This is a genomic window from Nostoc flagelliforme FACHB-838, from assembly GCF_014698065.1.
In the GTDB taxonomy this organism is placed as follows: Bacteria; Cyanobacteriota; Cyanobacteriia; order Cyanobacteriales; family Nostocaceae; genus Nostoc; species Nostoc flagelliforme_B.
In genome coordinates this window covers 1-19,023 of record NZ_JACJSI010000039.1, presented here as the reverse complement: position 1 = coordinate 19,023, position 19,023 = coordinate 1, and the positions used below count along the sequence as shown (strand labels likewise).

Sequence of the window (19,023 nt, the reverse complement as noted above, 5' to 3'; positions counted from 1 at the left end):
CCACGAATATTAGTGGCGGAGTGACGACTTCTCCAGTATTTCCAAAAGCGATCGCTCCATAACTTCACTGACAAATTTATTACCTTGCAAGTTGAGGTGAATGTGGTCGTGAAATAAACCTTGCGGGTTAGTGGTTGAATTGAATATCGGCAAAAAGTCTACATAACTAATTTGCTGTGCTTTCGTAAAATCGCTCAAGCGCTGACGTGCTTTAATTTCGTAATCGCGGGGGCCTGGTTCGCCAATTTCTCGTAGTAAAGGAGTCATGACTAGTAAAAATTGGCTGTTGGTTTGACGAGTTAGGGCTTGAATTTTAGCGATCGCCTCTAGATTAATCCCCACGCGATCGCCTGGTTCATTTTGCACTGCTTGTATTTCGGGTATCGGCTTTTGCTTAAGGATATAGCGCTGCCACACTTCCACTAACGCTAGAGGAGGTTTACTATCTGGGTAATTGCGATCACGTCCTACTGGTAAAGAAGTGGGAGCAGTAGCAAACAAATCATCAGTATTAATTAATAACACCACTACTTGCGCGTTAAAATCGCCAAATTTCTTTAAATAAGCTAATTCGTTCCTTGGCCCCCAAGAGTTCGCGGAAGCATTCAGCACTTCTACTTCCTGATAATTACTATTAGTTGATGATGCCAGAGAACGCATCATCAAACTAGATATTGTATTTGTCTGATCTGTCCACCAGCCACCATTAGCGATAGAATCACCTAACAATAAAACTCGCAGTCCAGAAGATGCAGGTATCTTTTTTGGCGAACTACCTCGCATAGAATATTCATTAATTTCAATGCGATTACCAAAACGACGGGTACGCTGGTTAGGAGCCAATAAATAACCAATCTGCTCATCGCCAATATAAATCAGAGGATTACCAAAACCAAACAGCGATCGCAGTCCAATTTCAACTACCACAAACAATCCCAAAACTACCGCCAAAATTACAATCAATGCCACTTTCACCTACTCACACCCTCTTACACCGAATTACTGTTCAACGATAGTAACTGACGCATTAGGCATTAGTCTCTAATCCCCAACATTTGTATAAATAAGACCAATACCTCTAGAGAAGTAAGTAATTGTGGGGATTTAATAATTGCCAAGCTTAAACAAAATAGTATTAGGAATTTAACATCATCCGCAAAGAGAAGGACTACAATCAAAACGGACAAATGTTTCATGCTCCAACAACAGAGGATTACAAAGCTATGTCCGACTTAAATCGAGGAATTATGAAATTTGAGGGTGCAGATTCCCCAAAAGTAGTCACTATCTCTACCGTGTTGCTTCTGGGATCGATCGCTGCTCTCATAATCTGGGCGCTGCAAGCTGCCTATGCGCTAAACTAAAACCATTAGTTGCCTAGAAGGGCACTGGCAAAAACGGTTTCCGTTGTAGCCAAGTGTCCATTTAGCAACTAGTAAATAAAAACGCCCTAATAACCATCAAAAATTTCAGAAAAACTTTAGATTTGAGATTTGAGGTTTTAGATGGAAAATTTAGATCTAAAATCCAAAATCCAGAATGTTTGAACCTTGGGGTGTCTTAGTTCTTTTAATTGTCTGCCCCCTCTTGGGCGGATTACCCCTGATTGCATGGATAACTTACGCGCTGACGCGGAAGCAGTTATCACAAGTTGGTACAAGAAACATCAGCGTATCGGCTGCCTTTTATCATGGCGGCAAATTTGTCGGAATTCTGGCAGTCCTGTCAGAAGCCCTTAAAGGAGTTGCGGCAGTTTTACTCAGCCGCGTTTTCTTCCCAGATGGATCGTCTTGGGAATTAGTTGCGCTGATCGCTTTGGTAATCGGTAGATACTGGATAGGCAAAGGGGCAGGTACGACAAATGTTGTTTGGGGATTTGTCGTACATGATCCATTGGTGGCAATCTTTGTATCTTTCTTTGCAGGTATTAGTTTTACAATTCTCCAATCAAAACGGGTAGTCAAATTTGGGGTTTTGCTTCTTTTTCCTATATTTGTGGCAATTTTGCACCTGAGCGATATTCCCCGGATGCTTGCTGCTGTCACCTTAGCTGGTTTAATGTTTTGGATTTACACCAAAATTCCTGACGATATGAACCTGCCAGCCCAAGATGCCCAAACAGAATCGCAAGCGATGTTGGAATTTTTAGGAGGCGATGTCGACGGGCTACGCCAACGCACAGTGGTTTCTTTAGATGAAGAGTTGGATGCTGCCATTGTTGGCGAAAAGGCAGCTACATTATCTCAAATTAAGCGCTGGGGTTATTCAGTGCCGAAGGGGTGGGTATTGGCACCAATCGAGAATCCTGAACTGTTGACAGAATTTCTCCAGCCATCAGAATTATCGCCCTTGGTGGTGCGTTCCTCCGCTATTGGAGAAGACTCAGAATACGCTTCTGCTGCTGGACAGTATGAAACAGTTTTAAATGTTACTAGCTCAGAGGCATTGCAGCAAGCGATCGCTCAAGTTCAAGCTTCCTACAATCATCCATCTGCTGTCCAATATCGGCGCGATCGCGGTTTGAATGAGACAGCAATGGCTGTGTTGATTCAACAACAAGTCCAGAGTGTATATTCTGGTGTCGCTTTCAGTCGCGATCCCATAACTCAACAAGGTGATGCAATCATCATTGAAGCCCTTCCCGGCAGCCCAACGCAAGTTGTTTCGGGAAAAGTTACACCAGAACAATATCGCGCTTTTATCCTGGAAACAGAAAATTCTTACTCTGTACAATTAGAAGGTGAAGGACGAGTACCACAAGCATTAATCAAGCAAGTTGCATACTTGGCTTCCCGACTCGAAAAACGTTATCATGGCACTCCTCAAGATATCGAGTGGAGTTATGACGGTCAAACGCTTTGGGTATTGCAATCTCGACCGATCACCACTCTGCTGCCCATTTGGACACGCAAAATCGCTGCTGAAGTGATCCCCGGAGTCATTCACCCTTTAACATGGTCGATTAATCGTCCCCTAACTTGTGGAGTTTGGGGAGAGCTTTTTACTATAGTTTTAGGCGATCGCGCCTTGGGGTTAGATTTCAACAAAACAGCAACTCTGCATTATTCCAGAGCTTACTTTAATGCATCCCTCTTAGGAGATATTTTTCTTCGCATGGGACTGCCGCCGGAAAGTTTGGAATTTTTAACCAGAGGAGCTAAATTAAGTAAACCTTCCTTGCAGTCAACCTGGGAAAATTTGCCGGGATTAGGGAGGTTGCTGAAGCGAGAATTAAGTTTAGAAAAAGACTTTAAGCGGGATTATCACAAACGCTTCATTCCTGGGTTGTCGCAATTGGCACAGGAAGATACAGATAACTTGGAACCATCAAAGCTGCTGGCAAGAATTGATTTTATTCTGGAGTTGCTGCATCGAGGAACGTATTACAGCATTTTAGCTCCCTTGAGTGCTGCCTTAAGACAAGCGATTTTTCGGGTAAAGGATGGCCAAATTGATAACAGTGTCACCCCAGAGATAGCAGCATTGCGATCGCTCAGTGCAATAGCGACAGATGCCAAGCAAATATTAGTTGAGTTTGAGCCACAGCAGGTATTTGAGCAATTAAAGCAAACCCCAGAAGGAGAGAAGATCCTGCAAGCATTTGATGAATTGCTTCAGGATTACGGCTATTTAAGTGAAGTGGGAACTGATATCTCCGTTCCTACTTGGCGGGAAAATCCCCAGATGATCAAGCAGATGTTTGTGCAGTTAATGCAAGGTAACGAACCACAAGCAGGCGCTAAAGACGCGATTAATAGCATCTTTGCTAGTAAGCGCAAACGCTCGTTTGTGCAACAGCGTGTAGATATCAAAGGGCGAGTCACCGAAGTTTATTCCCGACTGTTGGCTGAATTGCGTTGGAGTTTTGTCGCTTTAGAGAAGATTTGGTTAAACTCTGGTTTACTCAAGAAACCAGGAGATATCTTTTTTCTCAACTTTGATGAAGTGCGGCGTTTAGTTGGGGGTGAAGATTTCAGCTTAATTGAGTTAGTAGAATTGAGGCGATCGCAATTTTTCCAAGATAGTGAGATTATTCAAGTACCTCTTTTAGTTTACGGCAATACACCTCCTCACCCCTTAGCTCCCTCTTTGCTCTACTCTGACCAAATTTTACAAGGTATAGGAGCTAGCCAGGGGCAAGCCGAAGGTAGAGTAAAAGTGTTGCGAAATTTACAAGATGTACCAGAGATTGACCGAGATACGATTCTGGTAGTGCCTTACACAGATTCCGGTTGGGCGCCATTGTTATTGAGGGCTGGGGGATTAATTGCCGAAGCTGGTGGAAGGCTTTCTCACGGTGCGATCATTGCTCGTGAATATGGAATACCCGCAGTCATGGATGTTCATGGTGCTACATGGCTTTTGCAAGACGGTCAACGGGTACGGATTGATGGGTCTAGGGGTATTGTGGAATTATCTAACGATTTAAGACCAGAATGATTACCACTTCTCTGAAAAACTTAGTAGAAGAGTCTGTTTCTCACAATCCTGAAATCAAGAAAAAGGTAATGCTACGCTTTGGCGACTTACCTCACCTAACTAACTTTTCTCAAGCCTGTTTTGCGCCCGGACAAACCGCACCAGCACACGCGCATCAAGATATGTGTGAAGTATTCTTTGTGGAAGCTGGTTCGGGAGTAATTCACATTGATGGTAAAGAGTACCCACTACTACCGGGAAACTGCGTAGCGATAGAAGTAGGAGAAGTACATGAAATTGTCAATAGTGGCTCAACTGAGCTTATTTTGACATATTTTGGTTTGCGAGTCTAAAAAGTTCCCAGCCTGGAGGCTGGGAAGCAGTTAAGGCATAGCCTTTGCCTTAACTGAGTGCTATTTGATACAGACAAAGGTACATTTTTGGCATCTTAATATACCAAAGGTGTTGCGCCGCGCATTTGACGTAAAGAATTTATACAGGCAGCACAGTCGCAGCCAAATAAGTTGATTGCCATATCGCTTTCTTGATCGTTGAACTCCAGCATGGGAGCATCTTCTTGAGAAAACTCTATTTCCGGCTGATATTTAGGAATTTGAGCCAATACAGAAGCTCTTGCACACACTAAACCCACTTTATGTTTATTGCGTATACAAGATAAATTATCTGTAGTCTTAGCTTCTGGTTGTGCCTCCATAGCTTGTGCTTGATTGAGCATTACTCCCATAGAGAGAATAGAGCTAATCAGTACGGGACAAGAAAGGAAGGTTAGTATAAATTTGTTCATTTGGTTACTTAGAAAAGAATTGCGATCGCTTAGATTATCCGATTAAATCTTACGCGCAAGTAAATGTCTATCAGGAATACAATAATTTTACCTATGAGTTTCCATTACAAACTACTAAGCGACATTCATCTTTGTGCCCCTACGAGCTGTGAATAAGCGGTTGATAATGAGATATGCGATGCTTGGTGACAAGCCGCTCAGTATCTACGCATCCTCTGGAAATATACTTTTTCAGCAACTTACCCACAATCGAGATACCTTGCTCAATCTCCTCTGGTGGGAGACAAAAAGTTAAACGCATTGCTGGATAACCCTGCTTATCGGGGAAAAACGCCGAACCGCAAGCCAAGTAGACATTTTCTGCAAAGGCTTCCTTACGAATTGTTCCAATCGGAATATCATCTGGTAACTGTACCCACAAAAATAATCCTCCTGTGGGAACTGTCCACCGGATTTCTTCAGGAAAATAGCGCTCCAAAGCTTGCAGCATGGTATTGCGACTTTGCAGATTATCTGCGCGAAGTCGGCTGAGGTGACGGCGATAATGTCCTGAAGCAAGATATTCGCTAACTATTGTTTGCGAAATACTCGATGTGTGCAAGTCATGGAGCAACTTCCGCTCAATAATTCCTTGATAATGCTTACCTGTAACTACCATATAACCCACACGTAAACCAGGCATTAAAGTTTTAGAAAAGGTGCTTAAGTAAGTCACCAAATTATTTTTATCTAAAGCTTTAATTGGCGCTGGGACAGTATCGAAGTTTATTCCTTCATAAGCATTATCTTCCAAAATTGGGCACTCATACTTTTCGGCTAACGCTAATAATTGCTGACGATGAGTTTGTGTTGTTGTCAATCCAGTTGGATTGTGAAAAGTACTAATTGTATAAATTAATTTTGGGCGGTGGCTGTGTAAATATTTCTCTAATAAATCTAAATTCATTCCCTCCGCAGTCATGGGAATGCCAATAATCTTAGCTCCTAAGTTTTCTAAAATAGAAATTGCGCCATAATAAGTAGGGGCTTCTACAATCACCCAATCACCAGATTGGACATAATAATTCATAGCTAATGACAACCCTTGCTGAGAGCCATTAGTAATAATTAAATCTTCTGAAAAAACCTCTAATCCTTGATTTACTAGCATTTGGGCAATTTGTCTGCACAGAGTTAGTTGTCCTTGAGGCATCTCGTGGGGAAAGAGAAGACCAGCATCTTCTTGTTTTAATGCTCGTCTAGCAATGAGGTTGATATCTTTTGGCGGATGAGGATAACCGTAACCAAAATTAATCATTCCTGGCTGTGTTTGTGCTTGCACCAGGGGAGTATACATCTCATAAAAAGAACACTTACCTGGTTTTGTAATTATGACATTTTGGGCTGGAGCAAATCTAGATTCTAAGTTGGCACTCTTCAGAGAAGCGCTGTTGACAAAATATCCTGAACCCTGACGAGCAGAAACAATTCCATCTGCTTCTAAAACGTTATATGCTTCAATAATAGTGAGTTTATTAACTTGTAAACTCTCTGCCAGAGAGCGAATAGAAGGTAAGCGATCGCCACTTTTGAGTGCGCCAGATTTAATTAAACTACTGATGCGATCGCGGATCTGTAAATAAATCGGTTTGTGTGACTGTCGTTCTAACAAAATTTTCATTTTGGCGCACTCGTTAATGACTAAATAATCATCAATACTGGCAATATAAACTATTTTTACCAACTTTACCTAGTACAGTTGAGAGTTTTTTTACTATACCAGTTGCGATCGCGCTTAACTGTACTAGATAAAATCTGTCAAAATTGTACCTTCTCAGTTGAAAATTATTACGTGAAAGTAAAAGTAATAGTTCACCATTAATTGGGTGCTTTCACTATGAATAAATCTAATGTTTTATTAAATTTACAAAAATATTGGCAATATTTTGTCATTTGGATGAATAGTGGTTCTGACCTCCAAGTTTGGTACGAATCAGACCGTCGTGGTAACACTTCTTCTTGGCATGCCTACGATCCAATTACAGGACGCTCTGCCTGTTTTGGTTCTGAAGAAGAAATGCGAATTTGGATTGATAAATGTTACTACAGATAATAAAATCGGCGTTGCTGAATTCTGCTTTTTAACTTCTCCCAACAACATAGGGACGCACAAATCTGCGTCCCTACGAAAAATTTATTCTACACAAGTGAAATATTTAGCGTGATTCCATCTTAGAAACTCGCTCCTCTAATTTATTAACTTGTTGCTTCAATTCAATCACTAAAGTTGCAAGCCGATCAAACATCGGATTTTGCTGTGATAAATTGCCTCTAGAACCCGTTCGTGGGGTAAGTGTTGTTCTTGGGGATGGAGACTGGCCAGTTCTCCCTAGTTGAGACTCTATCTGATTTAACCGCGACTCAACACGATTCAAGTCCGCTTGCAGGTTGTTGATGCGGGAATCAACTTGCTGCGATGAGGCAATTCTGGCAAAAAAACTGCCCCAGAGAATTGTTCCTAAAATCCCGGCGATTACTAGCACCTTGATTTTTTTCATATCAATAGCTGACTTCTGACAAAAGTCGGTTTAACCAGACTTTGCTGGTATGGTTACAGATTAAAAACCTGTTGTGGATATTTCACTTGTTATCTGGTTGTAAGTTAGAAAATAAACTCTGCCAATCGATAGAGTTGACAGTATTTTCTCCCTGTTTAACCTCAAATGTGACATTAGACGCTTTTTCTACTTTTAGCGCTTGCACACAAAGTTCTGCCACATCCTCACGGCTGATTTTGCCTCTAATATTATCGCCTTGCTCAAATATTAATTCCTTACCACCGACATCTTCAGTTAAAGCGCAAGGTCTAATAATCGTATATGGAATTCCGCTTTCTCTTAAACTATCTTCTCCCTTCAACTTCCAAGTCAAAATTCCTCCCAATTGATCGTTTAATTTGACTGCTGGCGGTTCTTCATCTAAATTAATGCCAGGACGACCGGGACGAGTCACGCCCGCAGAACTGACAAGGATAAATTGTGGTAAAGTTGTTCCGTCATAAGCTCTAATTGATTCCAGCTGCAAAGCAAAACCACCAGGAGAAAATTTGGGATTTAAAGCGCCATCGTATTCAAATTTGCTCAACATCAGTTGGAATGAACAAATTCTACTCTCCTCAATTGGCGGCGCATCTTTAACAACTTTTGCCCGAAATACCGGAATCAAATCTGCAAAGGGAATATGAATATCTATCCAGCTATTAGCTATGGTGTCAAAAGAATAGCTGTAGCCAATGCCATCCCATTTTGTATCTGTCCGCAGAAATATTTTATAACGCTGACCGTCACCCTTGACGCGCAATTTCACACCTTTGTAACCAGATAAGTTGAAGGGTGGATCAAAATTCTTAGTTCTGACAGAAGCAAATCCGCCAGAGTTAGCGGTGGAGACATTACCAGCAAATAAAGCTGTATTTTCTACTAATTGGATATTACTAGCACTCACGCCACCCATAACGACATCATCCAAGGCCCCCCAGTTATCTTTTAATTCTGCTGATGGCTTGGTGAAATCAAATATTAATTTTTCGTTTGCTTGGGGTAAGTATTTTGCAGCCGCTTGGACTAAGTTTTTGACACCTTGATATTCTACATTTTCGGGAGTGTCGCCAACAATTTCTGGTTGGTAAAATTTAACACCTTGATAATATTTGGCTCTATCTGCTGTGTCTCCCTCAACTGGTTGTACACGCACTGCTGTACAACAAACTACAGCTTGGATATCAGCCATAACTAAAGGAGTTAAAGTTTCTGGTTGTGTAATATCCGCAGCTACTAAATCTATATCATTACCAAGAATTGACCGCGCTTTGTCAATATCTCGAACTAGGGCGCGAACATTATAACCTCGTTCGAGCGATCGCTGCACCACGCGTTTACCTACACCGCCTGTTGCACCTGCCACTAAAATTACACCCACGTTTCTTTCTCCATTGGGTCTATCTTCATTATCCTTAGGACGGCCTTGGATTAACTGCTGTACCCAGTTAAGGAAAGGAATTACCTCAAAGTAAGTCAGGGTTTCGATAAACCTGCCTAAGTCCCATTGAGAACGATTTTTGTCGGTCATATTTGCGTCCTCATAACTCTCTTCAGTTTAGCCCAATGAGCCAGTTATGTTTTCTTGAAGCCAGCACCGAGACAGTAATAGTTCTGCTGTATGCAAATAGCATCCCTCTCTAGTAGAATTTTTCTATCAAACTAGTGCTGCGTAGCAGAAATAACTATCCAGTTGATTTGTAAAAAGGACTAGGGAATTGGGTTTTCAAACAGAAAATTATGGAATTGGCTCTAAACGCAAAAACGCAAACATATTCTAGAATGTTTTCCCAGTTCCCATTACCATAGCAGCGTTCCTTCTCTACCATACGTACTCATTCGTGGGATAAGAACGCTGCAACTTGTTGAAATGATTTTTATAACCCATGCAATAGGCATCCATGAGCAAAACCAGTGATGAGGAAATATTGTTGCACAATCAAACTTGGCAGCGTGAGCGGCAAATAATAGCACGTTTGTCTTCTTTGAACTATCGAACTGGGGAACTGGGTAGCTATTTGCATAATATTGCCTGTGGAGTCAGCGAACTCATTGGAGTTGATTGGACAGTTGTTACCTTTTGCCAAGAGGGATTTGAAACCGTTCTAGCCAGTAGTTTAGAAATGGGCGAAGGCGAACATGTTTATGCACTACATGGTTTATTAACTGGCACTGTTATCCAAATTGGTCGCTCATTAGCAGTGAAAGATGCTCAAAAAAATCCAGAGTATGGGCAGGCTCCAGAAGGTTATTGTGCATATTTAGGTATACCATTGCGGACTGCTGAAAATGAAGTAATTGGTACTATCTGTTCTTTTAATCAACAACCACGGGATTTTACGAAAGAAGACATTCAGATTGTCGAATTATTTGCTGAACGAGCTGCAACAGCAATTGATAACTATCATCTCTATCAACAACAGTGTCAATTTAATCAAATTCTGGAGGCTGAAGTAGAAAAACGCACCGCAGAATTACAAACAGCCCAAGCCAAACTTTTAGAACAGGAACGACTGGCAGCTATCGGTGAATTTGCCGCCATAATTGTGCATGAAATTCGTAATCCCTTGACGACAATGCTCATGGGATTAAAGTATTTCCGAAAAACCATTTTGACTGAATCTGCTCAAGAGCGATTAGCTTTAGCACTGAGTGAAGCTAGTCGTTTAGAACGTCTATTAAGTGAAATTTTACTTTACGCCAACCCCAAGTGTTACAACTTTGTGAATTGAATGTGAATGAACTTATCCATGAGTTGCTTATATGCATACGTGAAATGCCAGAAGCTCTGGAACGAAAAATTGAATTTATTCCGGTGTCGCCTACAGTAAAAATTTTGGGAGATAAGGACAAACTTAAACAAGTATTTATTAATATTGTTCGCAACGCTTGCAAAGCAGTTGCAGCCGAAGATATTGTTAGATGGACAGTAGATTGTTCACATACAGATAAAGTTTGTATTAATGTTCATAATGGCGGTGAACCAATTCCATTGGAAGTTATCACCAAACTTTGCCAGCCATTCTTCTCTACAAAACCTTGTGGTACTGGGCTAGGACTTGCTATTACCAAACGCATTGTCAATGCTCATAGTGGAAAACTGTTAATCTCTTCTAACCTTTTGACAGGAACTACTGTGAGCGTTCAATTACCAGTAGTTTTTCAATGAAAATTTGATTGATATAAATACCAGAGATTTGTAATAAATCTTACTTTTATTTACAACTTGTGAGCGAAATCACACTAGCAAGATAAGCATTTGGGATTGTGGCAGCAATCAAATGTGCAGTTTAAGAGACCACTTATAGGAGCTAAAATTGTCCATTCTCAGCCACTAAGGTCTGTAGAATAAAGCTTTCGTCTCATTGCGTCCTATTGAAGTTGAGTTAAAGACTCTCATCTCAAAAGGGCGAATTGACCTAGAAAATGTCAAAATTAAATGAGTTTTGCGTAGAGGTAAGCGACTTGTCGTCAGACATCGCCACTTGACATAGCGCGGATTTGAGATAACTAAGTTGAAATTTATGGGCAAGCAACGTGTTCTTTCTGGAGTTCAACCAACCGGCAATTACCATCTAGGTAACTACTTGGGAGCCATTCGCAACTGGGTAGAAGGTCAGAGCGAATACGAAAATTATCTTTTTGTGGCTGATTTACATGCGATTACAGTGCCACACGACCCGAAAGAGTTGGCGGCTGATACCTACACTCTTGCTGCTCTCTATCTAGCTTGTGGTCTTGATTTAAATCACTCCACCATCTTTGTGCAATCCCACGTTTCGGCCCACAGTGAACTCACCTGGTTGCTCAACTGCATTACACCTCTCAACTGGCTGCAAGACATGATCCAGTTTAAGGAAAAGGCTGTTAAACAAGGAGAAAATGTCAGTGCAGGTTTATTAGATTATCCTGTGCTGATGGCTGCTGATATTTTGCTTTACCAAGCGGATAAAGTGCCAGTGGGTGAAGACCAAAAGCAACACTTGGAATTGACACGGGATATTGCAGCTCGGTTAAATCACCAATTTGGTAAACCAGATCAACCAGTTCTAAAGTTACCAGACCCTTTAATTCGCAAGGAAGGGGCAAGGGTGATGAGTTTGGCAGACGGTACACGCAAAATGTCGAAGTCTGATCCTTCTGATTTAAGCCGGATCAGTTTGCTAGATTCACCGAAAGACATTCAATACAAAATTAAGCGTTGTAAAACTGATCCGATTCGTGGTCTGACTTTTGATGATCCGGCGCGTCCAGAGTGTAATAATTTGTTAACGCTGTATACACTGCTTTCTGGTAAAACGAAGGAAGATGTCGCAGTTGAATGTCAAGATATGGGTTGGGGACAATTCAAGCCATTATTGACAGACACAATTATTGAGTCCCTCAAACCAATCCAAGAAAAATATCACTCGATAACGGCAGATAAAAGCTATTTGGAGTCTGTGTTGCGGGATGGAGGGGAAAAAGCTAGAGCGATCGCAAATCAAACTTTATCACAAGTCAAAACTGCTTTAGGCTACTCTCTTCCTCTATAACTTTTAACCTTTAGGTGTGATTTGTTATACCATTTAAGAAATTGAAAACCTTAATGTTATGCATCACACCCATAGCCCTACAGGGTTAAATGACTTCCGCAAAGCTGTACAAGCTGGTGAATTTCTAGTTACCGCCGAGGTAGCACCACCGAAAGGGGGAGATCCAACGCACATGATTCAAATGGCGGCGACTCTTAAGGGGAGAGTTCATGCCGTCAATGTTACTGATGGTAGCCGCGCCGTGTTACGGATGTCTTCGTTAATGGCATCGGTGATTTTGTCACAAAACGGTATAGAGCCGATTTGTCAGATTGCTTGCCGCGATCGCAACCGCATTGGTTTACAAGCTGATTTGATGGGCGCTCATGCTTTAGGCATAAATAATATTTTAGCTTTGACTGGCGACCCAGTAAAAGCAGGCGATTATCCAGATGCCAAAGCAGTGTTTGATTTAGAAGCGGTACGACTGCTGCAACTGATTCGGAAGATGAATCAAGGCGTTGATTGCAACGAAAAACCTTTGACTGATGGAGCGTTAGATTTATTTGTTGGTGCAGCAGTAGATCCGCAATGTAAAAGTTGGTCAGGTTTGCAAAGCCGATTTGAACGTAAAATCGAAGCCGGAGCGCAGTTTTTTCAAAGTCAGTTAATTACCGATTTTGAGCGGCTAGAAAAGTTTATGGACACAATTGCTGCTGGTTATAAAAAACCGATTTTGGCAGGAATATTTCTATTGAAATCGGCAAAAAATGCCCAGTTTATTAATAGATGTGTTCCGGGTGTAAATATTCCCCAACATATTATTGATAGATTGGCAAAAGCCAAAGATCCTTTTGAGGAAGGGATGAAAATTGCAGCCGAGCAAGTGCAAATAGCGCGGCAATTATGCCAAGGTGTCCACATGATGGCAGTGAAGCGTGAAGAGGCAATCGCGCCAATTTTAGATTTGGCTGGGGTTGCTCCAATTAATCAGTTGGTATCCAAGTAAATGAGATAACGCATCTTTATATTAAAGCAGATGGTTAATCCCATCTGCTTTTTTTATAATGCGAAGCGATGTCTACCACGGGCTACGCCTATGCACTTAAAACCTGGGTTACATCTTACCGTGTTGCAGCACTTGTTGTAGATGTTGGCGGATCTCTTGTACGTGTTCAATATCAGATTGACGCAATTTTTGGAACAACTCTACACAAGGCTGAGAACCTACTTGTTCTGCATCTTTGATGTAGGTATCGTAAGCTTTAACGGCTTCAGCCTTGTTGTGCAAAACGGTGACAAAATCATACTCCAAATTGCTAATTGGTTGTTGAGACTGTCCGTTACCTGTATTTGTAGTCATTGCTTGACCCTCTTTGAGAATTTCTAATTAACTTATACTCACCCTAAAAGGGGGATTCATCTTCCAAAAAGAGTATATTTCAATACGTCGGAAGTACCTTGCAAAAGGTGAGTTACAGCAGATTGCAACTTAGTGAGGTACAGATAATCGTAGGGGCACAACATATTGTGCCCCTACCCATGTATTTCATTTACCTGAAATAGGCTGTATACCATTTTAGATTTAGATACATCCAATTTCCTGATACAGCCCCAAACAAAGGAGTGGAGAGTAAGAAAATGCTTTTTCTTCACTCCCCACTCCCCACTCCTCATATTTCATAAAAATTTATCCAAGCGGTTGATTCTCATCACATTGACGTGAATACTGTAATTCCAACTCATTTTGCCGTTCCCTACCTCCTCTATAGACAACCGGGCAAAACTTAGTATTAGCACTCATGCAATCCATGTGTGGTGTCTTAGCACAGACTACGAGTAGTCCACCCAGAACAAACAACAAACCACAAATTGCAAGCGTATTAACCCAATGCATTTCCAACGCTCCGTGAACTACTACTTCTCGGAGTAGAGATACAATTGTTACCTCAACTGCCACTCCCACAGAGATACTATGTTCTTGCAAATAGACCATTAATAGTCGGAATAACTCGACTAAAATCAACACAAATAGTATTTTTGCAGTCATATGTTTATAGTCTAGTGGCTGCATGAGGGCGATAGCTATGCCCCACAATTGGATCAGCATAACCGCGAACAAACCCAAACACAAGACAATCACAATTAAGTCTTGAAAGGCTTCCATGTTGCGAACAATTGATTGCCGATCAAGCCAGCGATCGCTAAATAAAAATCGACTTTTCTGGCGCTTTTGCATGTACATTTTTCCAATCGGGACAGGTTCAGACAACACCAGCGAGTCAACCCAATAGTTTTATGTTATGCAATATTAAGTTTTTGCGCCTCAGCGAGGTTGGTAATTTAAATTTTGTGCCTGTTGCAACAATTGTTCGGCATTTTTTGCCCATTGAGGATTTCTCTGAGCATTATATAAATCTCTAGCAAATTGCAATACTTGTACTGCATCTCCATATTGCTGTAACTGCATAAAAACTAACCCAGCACCATAATAAGCATTAGGATAATTCGAGTTAGCTTCGGCTGATTTTCTAAAAGCCTCTAATGCCTCTTGCAACTTCCTTTGCTGAAACCAAATTGAACCGAGATTATAGTAAGCTTCTGGATATTTGGGATTAATTTTTAATGCCTGATTAAAGGCATCTCTTGCTTGATCGAGTTTGCCTTGCTGGAGATAACACATCCCTATATGATAAGGAGGTTCTGGTGCATTTTTGCTATATTCTATGGCTTTTCTAAAAGATGCGATCGCTTTTTCACAATCTCGTTGCTGTTCTCGTACCAAGCCCAAGTTATAGTGGGCAAATCCTAGTTTGGGATCAAGTTCTAGCGCTCGTTGCAAATAATCGTTAGCTAACTGTAAATTATTCCCCTCTAACAACGCTCCGCCTAAATTAGCAAAAGCTGGAGCAAATTTAGGATCGGCTTGTGTCGCTCGATAAAATGCATCCGCAGAGGGTTGTAATTGTCCCGTTTGCCGGAACGCTAACCCTAAATTATAGTGCGCTGGTGCTAATGCCGGATCTAATTGAGCCGCTTGTTTAAAGGCTGCGATCGCATCTTGTACCCTTCCCGCCTGAATTCCTTGTAAGCCTTGATTTAACCAGTCTACAGCAGTTTTAGGATTAGATTGTGCCAGCTTTGAGGGGACAGGAGGAGATAGAGAAATTGAAGGGGAGGCAATACTAACAACCAGGAAAGTCAAACTTACTAACCCTGCTATGCGATATTTAAAGAATGATAATCCCATTGATTTTCTGACTCGCAACACTTTCAGTTAAATTTACTCCATAAAAAGTTTTTTACAAAAATTTTTAATTCGGCATAAAAGTTTGTAAAAGTTAACTTTTATTAAGCTAAATCTTACGACAGACTACAATTTTTTTAAGTTTCGATTAAAAGGAGCATAATAACAAATTAAAGAAGGGGTAATTTTGACTCCAGAGAACCATTTTTTATCCCTGATACATCCAGCAGAATAATGCGGTTAGGAAAAACTTACCGCAAGGGAGGTTTTATGAACGAAAAAGTAAAATCGGGTTCGCGGAATGTTGCAATTGTCGGGCCTTATTTAAGTGGAAAAACCACTTTACTAGAAAGTTTGTTATTTGTCACAGGGGCAATTTCTCGCAAAGGGAGTGTTAAGGACAGCAATACAGTGGAAGACAGTGCTGCCGAGTCGCGCGATCGCCAGATGAGTGTAGAAGTCAGCGCCGCTAGCACTGAGTATAACGGTATTCGCTTCACCTTTATTGATTGTCCGGGAAGTGTAGAATTTGCCCAAGAAACGTACAATGCTTTAATGGGAGTGGATGCGGCAATTGTAGTTTGCGAACCCATCCGCGAACGAGTCCTCACCCTCGCCCCTCTATTTAAATTCCTCGACGATTGGGAAATTCCCCACCTCGTCTTCGTCAACAAAATGGATCGGGCAAATATTCACGTTTTGGAAACGTTACACGCCCTGAAAGCAGTATCTAGCCGTCCCTTGGTAGCGCATCAATATCCCATTATGAACGGGGAACAACTCACCGGCTTTATCGATATGGTGAGTGAACAGGCATATCAATATCATCCAGGCGCACCTGCTGATCCTATTCCCTTCCCCGAAAGTTTAAAAGAAGAAGAACATATAGCGCGGGCAGAAATGCTCGAAGCCTTAGCAAATTTTGACGACCATTTACTCGAAGAACTTTTAGAAGACATCGAACCACCCCAAGAAGAAATCCTCAAAGATTTAAAAATGGAATTAGGGGCAGATTTGGTAGTGCCCGTTTTCTTTGGTGTAGCAGAACAAGATTATGGTGTTAGACCTCTATTAGAAGCCTTGTTACGGGAAGCCCCCGAACCAGAAACCACAGCAGAACGTCGTTTAAAAAACATAAAAGGTGATACAGCTTTAGCGCAGGTATTAAAAACTTACTACACTCCTCAAGGTGGCAAACTCTCCCTCGTGCGTGTTTGGCGGGGCAAATTAACTGATGGTATTGTCCTCAATGGCATTCGCACTGGTGGAATTTACCGCCTCATGGGACAACAACAGCAGTTAGTTAACCAAGTTAGTGCTGGTGAAATTGTTGCATTAAGCCGTTTAGAAGGAATCAAGACAGGCGATACAATCTCCACAGAACAGCAGTCGGCAATAAAATTACCCAAAGCTGTAGAGTTGGAACCAGTGTATGCCCTCGCTATTACACCAGAAAAGCGCAACGATGAAGTAAAACTTAGCAGTGCCATCACCAAGTTATTGGAAGAAGACTGCTCACTTGCTTGGGAACAACACGGTGATACTCACGAAGTTATCTTGTGGGGACAAGGCGAGATTCATTTACAAGTCGCCCTAGATAGACTGCGCCGCAAATATAACTTGCCAATGACAACCCACTTGCCACAAGTGCCTTACAAAGAAACCATTCGTAAAACAGTGGCTTCAATTCATGGGCGCTACAAGCACCAAAGCGGTGGTCATGGACAGTTTGGTGATGTTTTTCTCGACATCAAACCCCTACCACGCGGTACAGGTTTCAACTTTAATGAAACTATTGTCGGCGGTGTGGTTCCTAAACAGTACATTCCTGGGGTGGAAATGGGCGTGCGGGAATTTCTGACACATGGGCCTTTGGGCTTCCCAATGGTGGATTTGGCGGTAACTCTGACTAATGGTTCGTATCACAACGTTGATAGTTCCGAACAAGCCTTTAAACAAGCTGCCCGATTGGCAATGCAAACGGGAATACCCCAGGCGGAACCTACCTTGTTAGAACCAATTCTGCGGGTGGAAGTGACCACACCTAGCGAATTTACTTCCAAAGTGCTGCAACTGTTGAGTGGTAGACGGGGGCAAATTTTAGGCTATGAGGGGAGAAACGATTGGCAAGGCTGGGATAATATCTCTGCATACTTGCCACAAGCAGAGATGCAAAACTTTATTGTAGAGCTGCGATCGCTCACCTTGGGCGTTGGTTCCTTCCACTGGGAATATGACCATCTCCAGGAAGTACCAGAAAAACTCGCTGAACGCGTCATTCACAGCAATGGCAATGGTGGTAACGGCAACGGCAAGTAATTTTGGATTTTTTTTAAATCGAAGCCCTGCATTTATAAAGTGCAGGGCTTTTTGTTAATGAATACTTAATACACTCTGGACGTGCTGTTGAAATGCTAATCCTTCTTTACCCCAACGGGTTTGAAACTTTTGTAGATTTTCCAATTTTATTGCTTTTCCAAATCGAGGAAAAGAAATGGAACAATCGAATACTTTGTTGTTTTCTGGAGGATGCTCCCAATTCTCCGTCATCCAAATCACCTGGACAAGACGATAAATATTAAATTCCTCTCTAGCGTTTCCATCAGGATAAAGCTGCTTATTCAGCATTTTAACAATGTGCGTTACTTTGCTACGTTGTCTTAAGATTATCAGTTCACCTTCGTGTGGAGTCTTGGCATTTATTTCGTCTCTATTTTCTAAATTTCTCCAATGTAAAGCAAAAATCTTTAATTCTGGATGTATAGTAAATATGCTTTGATAAGCCCAATCTTCACCATTTAAGGGTTTTACGTTTTTAGTCCAAATTAATCCATTTAAATCCATAACTATTTTTCAATCTTGTTTTAAAAGAGAAGCTACAGTAATAGTTTTCCCAAAAATATTGCTAAAATAACAAAATTTTGTGTTTGTAAATATCGCCAAGGCTGAGATTCCCAACTTATTGAATAAGTTGGGAATCTTTTTCAATCTATAAAAGGATTCGTAAACCGCACGCCCTCAACCGTCGCACCTGACGCGAAGTCCTCAGTATAAATTTCTTCAATTTGGTTGAGTCGCGCCGTTGCCCAAATTTGCGCGTCCCAAAACCCGAAGTGATGGGTTTCCACACCGCGAATTGCTTCTAAAGAGATGAGTCGTGTAATATCAACGACATGGCAAGCAGCTAAATAGTTACGCATTCGCACCAGCGCCTCAGCAGGAGTTAAAAGCGATCGCCGAGTCCGGGTTGTGGCCATAAAAAACTCTCCCAACACTTGGGTACTAATTACCGCCTTGCCAGAACGAATCAATTGGTCAGTAAGTGCGATCGCGCGTTCCTGTTTTGCAGTAAGCTAATCGGCATTTAAGCTGCAATATAACTGAAATTACCTTTGTTTTTGATTTTCCGATGCCACTTAATGACTAACTCGCCTTGATTCAACAAGTTATCTAGCAGTGATT

General features: G+C 41.6%; 17 protein-coding genes and 1 pseudogene. 8 read left to right on the top strand and 10 right to left on the bottom strand.

The annotated features are described in order from the left end of the window. Nucleotides 1–9: 9 nt before the first annotated feature. On the bottom strand, nt 10–975 hold the full coding sequence (locus tag H6G97_RS19460; protein WP_190942358.1) for a GDSL-type esterase/lipase family protein: 966 nt from the start codon (nt 973–975) through the stop codon (nt 10–12). 212 nt (nt 976–1,187) lie between these two features. Here H6G97_RS19460 and H6G97_RS19455 point away from each other — a divergent pair, with 212 nt between their 5' ends. The 3 genes from H6G97_RS19455 (at nt 1,188) to H6G97_RS19445 (ending at nt 4,772) form a co-directional block, all read left to right on the top strand. Then, complete coding sequence (locus H6G97_RS19455; protein WP_176727114.1) at nt 1,188–1,364, top strand: hypothetical protein; 177 nt, start codon at nt 1,188–1,190, stop codon at nt 1,362–1,364. A gap of 175 nt (nt 1,365–1,539) precedes the next feature. Next, nucleotides 1,540–4,440, top strand: a complete 2,901-nt coding sequence (locus H6G97_RS19450) for a glycerol-3-phosphate acyltransferase (protein ID WP_190942357.1) — start codon at nt 1,540–1,542, stop codon at nt 4,438–4,440. Then, nucleotides 4,437–4,772, top strand: coding sequence for a cupin domain-containing protein (locus tag H6G97_RS19445; RefSeq protein WP_190942356.1), 336 nt, complete (start codon nt 4,437–4,439; stop codon nt 4,770–4,772). The genes H6G97_RS19450 and H6G97_RS19445 overlap by 4 nt, the downstream gene beginning before the upstream one ends. A gap of 95 nt (nt 4,773–4,867) precedes the next feature. Here the strand turns inward: H6G97_RS19445 and H6G97_RS19440 are convergent, their stop codons facing one another. Together H6G97_RS19440 and H6G97_RS19435 are read right to left on the bottom strand one after the other, a co-directional pair. Next, entirely contained in the window at nt 4,868–5,224 is a 357-nt protein-coding gene (locus H6G97_RS19440; RefSeq protein WP_190942355.1) for a hypothetical protein, read from the bottom strand. 139 nt (nt 5,225–5,363) lie between these two features. Further along, the gene (locus tag H6G97_RS19435; RefSeq protein ID WP_242055000.1) at nt 5,364–6,884 is read right to left on the bottom strand and encodes an aminotransferase-like domain-containing protein; all 1,521 of its coding nucleotides are present in this window, start codon (nt 6,882–6,884) and stop codon (nt 5,364–5,366) included. A 216-nt stretch (nt 6,885–7,100) separates the two neighbouring features. On the opposite strand from H6G97_RS19435, the gene H6G97_RS19430 reads away from it, so the two are divergent. Then, nucleotides 7,101–7,316: a hypothetical protein gene (locus H6G97_RS19430; RefSeq protein ID WP_190942353.1), complete on the top strand. Its 216-nt coding sequence runs from the start codon at nt 7,101–7,103 to the stop codon at nt 7,314–7,316. 103 nt (nt 7,317–7,419) lie between these two features. Here the strand turns inward: H6G97_RS19430 and H6G97_RS19425 are convergent, their stop codons facing one another. Further along, complete coding sequence (locus H6G97_RS19425) at nt 7,420–7,761, bottom strand: type II secretion system protein (RefSeq protein ID WP_190942352.1); 342 nt, start codon at nt 7,759–7,761, stop codon at nt 7,420–7,422. Between the two features lie 82 nt (nt 7,762–7,843). Beyond that, complete coding sequence (locus tag H6G97_RS19420) at nt 7,844–9,331, bottom strand: CIA30 family protein (RefSeq protein ID WP_190942351.1); 1,488 nt, start codon at nt 9,329–9,331, stop codon at nt 7,844–7,846. A 370-nt stretch (nt 9,332–9,701) separates the two neighbouring features. Here H6G97_RS19420 and H6G97_RS19415 point away from each other — a divergent pair. From H6G97_RS19415 to H6G97_RS19405, 3 genes and pseudogenes are all read left to right on the top strand, one after another. Further along, nucleotides 9,702–10,969, top strand: a pseudogene (locus H6G97_RS19415) (ATP-binding protein). Between the two features lie 355 nt (nt 10,970–11,324). Further along, complete coding sequence (trpS, locus tag H6G97_RS19410; protein ID WP_190942350.1) at nt 11,325–12,335, top strand: tryptophan--tRNA ligase; 1,011 nt, start codon at nt 11,325–11,327, stop codon at nt 12,333–12,335. Nucleotides 12,336–12,393: 58 nt separating this feature from the next. Continuing rightward, nucleotides 12,394–13,323, top strand: a complete 930-nt coding sequence (locus H6G97_RS19405) for a methylenetetrahydrofolate reductase (RefSeq protein ID WP_190942349.1) — start codon at nt 12,394–12,396, stop codon at nt 13,321–13,323. Between the two features lie 108 nt (nt 13,324–13,431). Here the strand turns inward: H6G97_RS19405 and H6G97_RS19400 are convergent, their stop codons facing one another. The 3 genes from H6G97_RS19400 to H6G97_RS19390 all read right to left on the bottom strand — a co-directional run bounded on the left by H6G97_RS19400 (nt 13,432) and on the right by H6G97_RS19390 (nt 15,564). After that, entirely contained in the window at nt 13,432–13,677 is a 246-nt protein-coding gene (locus tag H6G97_RS19400) for a hypothetical protein (RefSeq protein ID WP_190942348.1), read from the bottom strand. A 327-nt stretch (nt 13,678–14,004) separates the two neighbouring features. Continuing rightward, nucleotides 14,005–14,559, bottom strand: a complete 555-nt coding sequence (locus tag H6G97_RS19395) for a phosphate-starvation-inducible PsiE family protein (protein WP_190942347.1) — start codon at nt 14,557–14,559, stop codon at nt 14,005–14,007. A gap of 81 nt (nt 14,560–14,640) precedes the next feature. Next, on the bottom strand, nt 14,641–15,564 hold the full coding sequence (locus tag H6G97_RS19390; RefSeq protein ID WP_190942346.1) for a tetratricopeptide repeat protein: 924 nt from the start codon (nt 15,562–15,564) through the stop codon (nt 14,641–14,643). A gap of 267 nt (nt 15,565–15,831) precedes the next feature. Here H6G97_RS19390 and H6G97_RS19385 point away from each other — a divergent pair, with 267 nt between their 5' ends. Next, nucleotides 15,832–17,880, top strand: coding sequence for an elongation factor G (locus tag H6G97_RS19385; RefSeq protein WP_190942345.1), 2,049 nt, complete (start codon nt 15,832–15,834; stop codon nt 17,878–17,880). 54 nt (nt 17,881–17,934) lie between these two features. Here the strand turns inward: H6G97_RS19385 and H6G97_RS19380 are convergent, their stop codons facing one another. Next, nucleotides 17,935–18,405, bottom strand: a complete 471-nt coding sequence (locus H6G97_RS19380; RefSeq protein ID WP_190942344.1) for a hypothetical protein — start codon at nt 18,403–18,405, stop codon at nt 17,935–17,937. A gap of 140 nt (nt 18,406–18,545) precedes the next feature. Continuing rightward, on the bottom strand, nt 18,546–18,890 hold the full coding sequence (locus tag H6G97_RS19375; protein ID WP_190942387.1) for a PIN domain-containing protein: 345 nt from the start codon (nt 18,888–18,890) through the stop codon (nt 18,546–18,548). Nucleotides 18,891–19,023: the final 133 nt, after the last annotated feature.

Excerpts from the sequence above, each read along its gene's own strand:
- H6G97_RS19455 (WP_176727114.1), top strand. The coding sequence starts at position 1,188 with ATGTTTCATGCTCCAACAACAGAGGATTACAAAGCTATGTCCGACTTA.
- H6G97_RS19450 (WP_190942357.1), top strand. The coding sequence starts at position 1,540 with ATGTTTGAACCTTGGGGTGTCTTAGTTCTTTTAATTGTCTGCCCCCTC.
- H6G97_RS19445 (WP_190942356.1), top strand. The coding sequence starts at position 4,437 with ATGATTACCACTTCTCTGAAAAACTTAGTAGAAGAGTCTGTTTCTCAC.
- H6G97_RS19440 (WP_190942355.1), bottom strand. The coding sequence starts at position 5,224 with ATGAACAAATTTATACTAACCTTCCTTTCTTGTCCCGTACTGATTAGC.
- H6G97_RS19435 (WP_242055000.1), bottom strand. The coding sequence starts at position 6,884 with ATGAAAATTTTGTTAGAACGACAGTCACACAAACCGATTTATTTACAG.
- H6G97_RS19430 (WP_190942353.1), top strand. The coding sequence starts at position 7,101 with ATGAATAAATCTAATGTTTTATTAAATTTACAAAAATATTGGCAATAT.
- H6G97_RS19425 (WP_190942352.1), bottom strand. The coding sequence starts at position 7,761 with ATGAAAAAAATCAAGGTGCTAGTAATCGCCGGGATTTTAGGAACAATT.
- H6G97_RS19420 (WP_190942351.1), bottom strand. The coding sequence starts at position 9,331 with ATGACCGACAAAAATCGTTCTCAATGGGACTTAGGCAGGTTTATCGAA.
- trpS (WP_190942350.1), top strand. The coding sequence starts at position 11,325 with ATGGGCAAGCAACGTGTTCTTTCTGGAGTTCAACCAACCGGCAATTAC.
- H6G97_RS19405 (WP_190942349.1), top strand. The coding sequence starts at position 12,394 with ATGCATCACACCCATAGCCCTACAGGGTTAAATGACTTCCGCAAAGCT.
- H6G97_RS19400 (WP_190942348.1), bottom strand. The coding sequence starts at position 13,677 with ATGACTACAAATACAGGTAACGGACAGTCTCAACAACCAATTAGCAAT.
- H6G97_RS19395 (WP_190942347.1), bottom strand. The coding sequence starts at position 14,559 with ATGTACATGCAAAAGCGCCAGAAAAGTCGATTTTTATTTAGCGATCGC.
- H6G97_RS19390 (WP_190942346.1), bottom strand. The coding sequence starts at position 15,564 with ATGGGATTATCATTCTTTAAATATCGCATAGCAGGGTTAGTAAGTTTG.
- H6G97_RS19385 (WP_190942345.1), top strand. The coding sequence starts at position 15,832 with ATGAACGAAAAAGTAAAATCGGGTTCGCGGAATGTTGCAATTGTCGGG.
- H6G97_RS19380 (WP_190942344.1), bottom strand. The coding sequence starts at position 18,405 with ATGGATTTAAATGGATTAATTTGGACTAAAAACGTAAAACCCTTAAAT.